This is a genomic window from Thermogutta sp., assembly GCF_014359955.1.
Lineage (GTDB): Bacteria > Planctomycetota > Planctomycetia > Pirellulales > Thermoguttaceae > Thermogutta.
This window is the reverse complement of record NZ_JACIYL010000639.1, coordinates 1-2,621: the sequence shown is the minus strand read 5'-3', so window position 1 is coordinate 2,621 and position 2,621 is coordinate 1. Positions and strand designations below refer to the sequence as shown.

Sequence of the window (2,621 nt, the reverse complement as noted above, 5' to 3'; positions counted from 1 at the left end):
GTCAGGAAAAATCCTCTTCTGCAATCCCGCGGCAGAAAATATCCTTGGGTATAGCGCCAGGGAGATGCTCGAACGCTCATTCCAGGAACTGGTCGCCTACGAACAGGCAATCGCACCGCAAGAGGACGAGAATCATTATTTCTCGGATAGGGCGAAAAGCGACGTCCCGCAAATCCGGCGGATCGAGGCGACGGCCTGCTGCAAGGACGGCCGCCATATTCCCGTGGAACTGACCCTCTCCACGGTACAACTGGAACATGTCCGGCACATCGTGGCCATCATTCGGGACATTTCCCACCGGAAGGCGGCGGAAGACCAACTCGCCAAATATGCCGCGATTGTGGAAGCGAACAATCAGGCTCTCCTGGAGCTCTACGAGAAGGCCGAGGCCGCCACCCGGGCGAAAAGCGAGTTCCTCGCCAATATGAGCCACGAAATACGCACGCCCATGACGGCCATTCTGGGATATACAGAAATGCTTCTCGAGGAACTCACTCAGGAAAACTGCAAGCCCGAACACCGGGCGGCGCTGCAAACTATTGAGAGAAACGGCAACTACTTACTCCAGCTCATTAATGATGTCCTTGACCTTTCCAAGATCGAAGCGGGCAAACTGCGCTTGGATATGCAGCCATTCCCGCTGCGGGAAACCCTCGACGAACTTATCGCGTTGATGCGGATTCGCGCAGAGGAAAAGAAACTGCCCCTTCGTCTGGAGGTATTGACGCCGCTTCCTGATCTGATCATTTCCGACCCGGTTCGCATCCGGCAAATTCTCATCAACCTGATCGGCAACGCGATCAAATTCACCGAGCAGGGTGAAGTCCGTGTGCGTGTTTCGTGCACACCGCAAGAGCCCTCCGACACCGTGCGCCTCCGGTTCGACGTGATCGATACCGGCATTGGCATCCCACCGGATCTGATGGCGCGATTGTTCCAACCTTTCACTCAGGGCGACTCCTCGACAAGCCGCAAGTACGGTGGCACCGGATTGGGACTCTCTATCAGCAAACGCCTGGCGGAAATGCTGGGCGGGGAAATCACCGTCACCAGCACGCCCGGCAAAGGCAGCACCTTCACCGTGACGATCCTGGCGCAAACCGTTCGCAGAGAGCAAGCCGATGCGGGTGGGGCGTCCCACAGCGAGGATGGGTCCTCGGATCCCCGACGGACGGCCACTCCTGCCCCGGTGCCTGCAACGGAAACGCAGCCCAGCGGTGTTGCCCATCTTCGCGTGCTGCTGGCGGAAGACGCCCCCGATATTCGGCGGTTATTGAAAGTGATTTTGGAGAAAGCGGGTGTCAGTGTCGCGCTCGCCGAGAACGGCCGAGAAGCCGTCGAAAAGGCCATGGCGGCCTGGAAAGAAGGACAGCCTTTCGACGTCATTTTCATGGACATGCAGATGCCGGAGATGGACGGCTACGAGGCCACCCGATTCCTCCGGCAGGAAGGCTACCCGGGAACCATCGTGGCGCTGACCGCCCATGCTCTGGCGGAAGACGAAGGAATATGCCTGGACGCCGGTTGCAACAAGTATCTCAGTAAACCCATCCGGCGAGAAACACTCCTGCAGACACTCCAGGAACTGGCAAGCCAGCGGCAAGAGCTTACCGCACTTTCCGCTGACTCTTAAGCTGGACAAACGGCACGGATGCAGCGACAGGCTCCCCGCCGGGGTTTTCCACAAGCGACGAGAGCTGTACCATCCCTGCTCTTCCAAAACGTATCACACGCTACGAGCGCGATATGCTGGAGGGGCAATTCGTGAATGGCCCCTACCAATGTCGGAGGGACCCGCTCGTCGGGTCCGTGATTCGAGGTTCGATCATCCATTGGCTTTGCCCGGGCACGACAGGCGTGCCCCTCCGAACGACGTTTCCCATTTCGCGGGCACGACAAGCGTGCCCCTCCGAAACACCCCTCGGAGGGACGTGCTTGTCAGGTCCGTCGTTTGATATTGGATCATCCATTGCTTTTCGGCGGGGACTGAAGTCCCGCGCGGAAAGCGGGGCTAAAGCCCCGCACTCCATATGTGGACTCGCCCCGGGCACGACAAGCCTGCCCCTCCGAAACACCCCTCGGAGGGACGTGCCTGCCACGTCCGTTTCTTCAACTTTCAATCATGCGTTGGCTTTGCCCGGGCACGAGAAGCGTGCCCCTCCGAAACACCCCTCGGAGGGACGTGCTTGTCACATCCACCATCTGACGTTCAATCATCCATTCCCTTTCGACGGGCCGAAAAAGGTCGGGCACCCATTTGCCCGGTTTGCCATCCAAATCAGGCATGTCTTGCACACCAGCGCCGCATGCTCACCCATCGGCGACTTTGACAGGGGTGAACTCCGGACGAAGCTTCGCCTTCACGAGCGGGTCAGCGAAATTTGCCATCGGCAGCAACCCTTGTCTTGTGTTCTTCCGCTGGCCTAAACTTCCAGAACACAGCCGGATTGTTGTCCATCCCCATGGATAAAATGCACTAAAGCCCTTTCGGTCCGGTATTGGAAGTCTCTCTCAGCCCAGCGAGTTTGATCCGGATGCCACTTCACGTTGTTCTAGTCCAACTTCCGATCCCACCCCTGGGGCCCGAAGCGGTGCGGGGAAACGTCCCCCTTGCCGCCGGC

1 protein-coding gene is annotated in these 2,621 nt (G+C 58.8%); it reads left to right on the top strand.

Annotation, left to right across the window (positions count from 1 at the left end):
• Nucleotides 1–1,633 (top strand): ATP-binding protein (locus tag H5U08_RS15325; RefSeq protein ID WP_297034962.1); only part of this gene is annotated, 1,633 nt, incomplete at its 5' end.
• Nucleotides 1,634–2,621 lie beyond the last annotated feature (988 nt).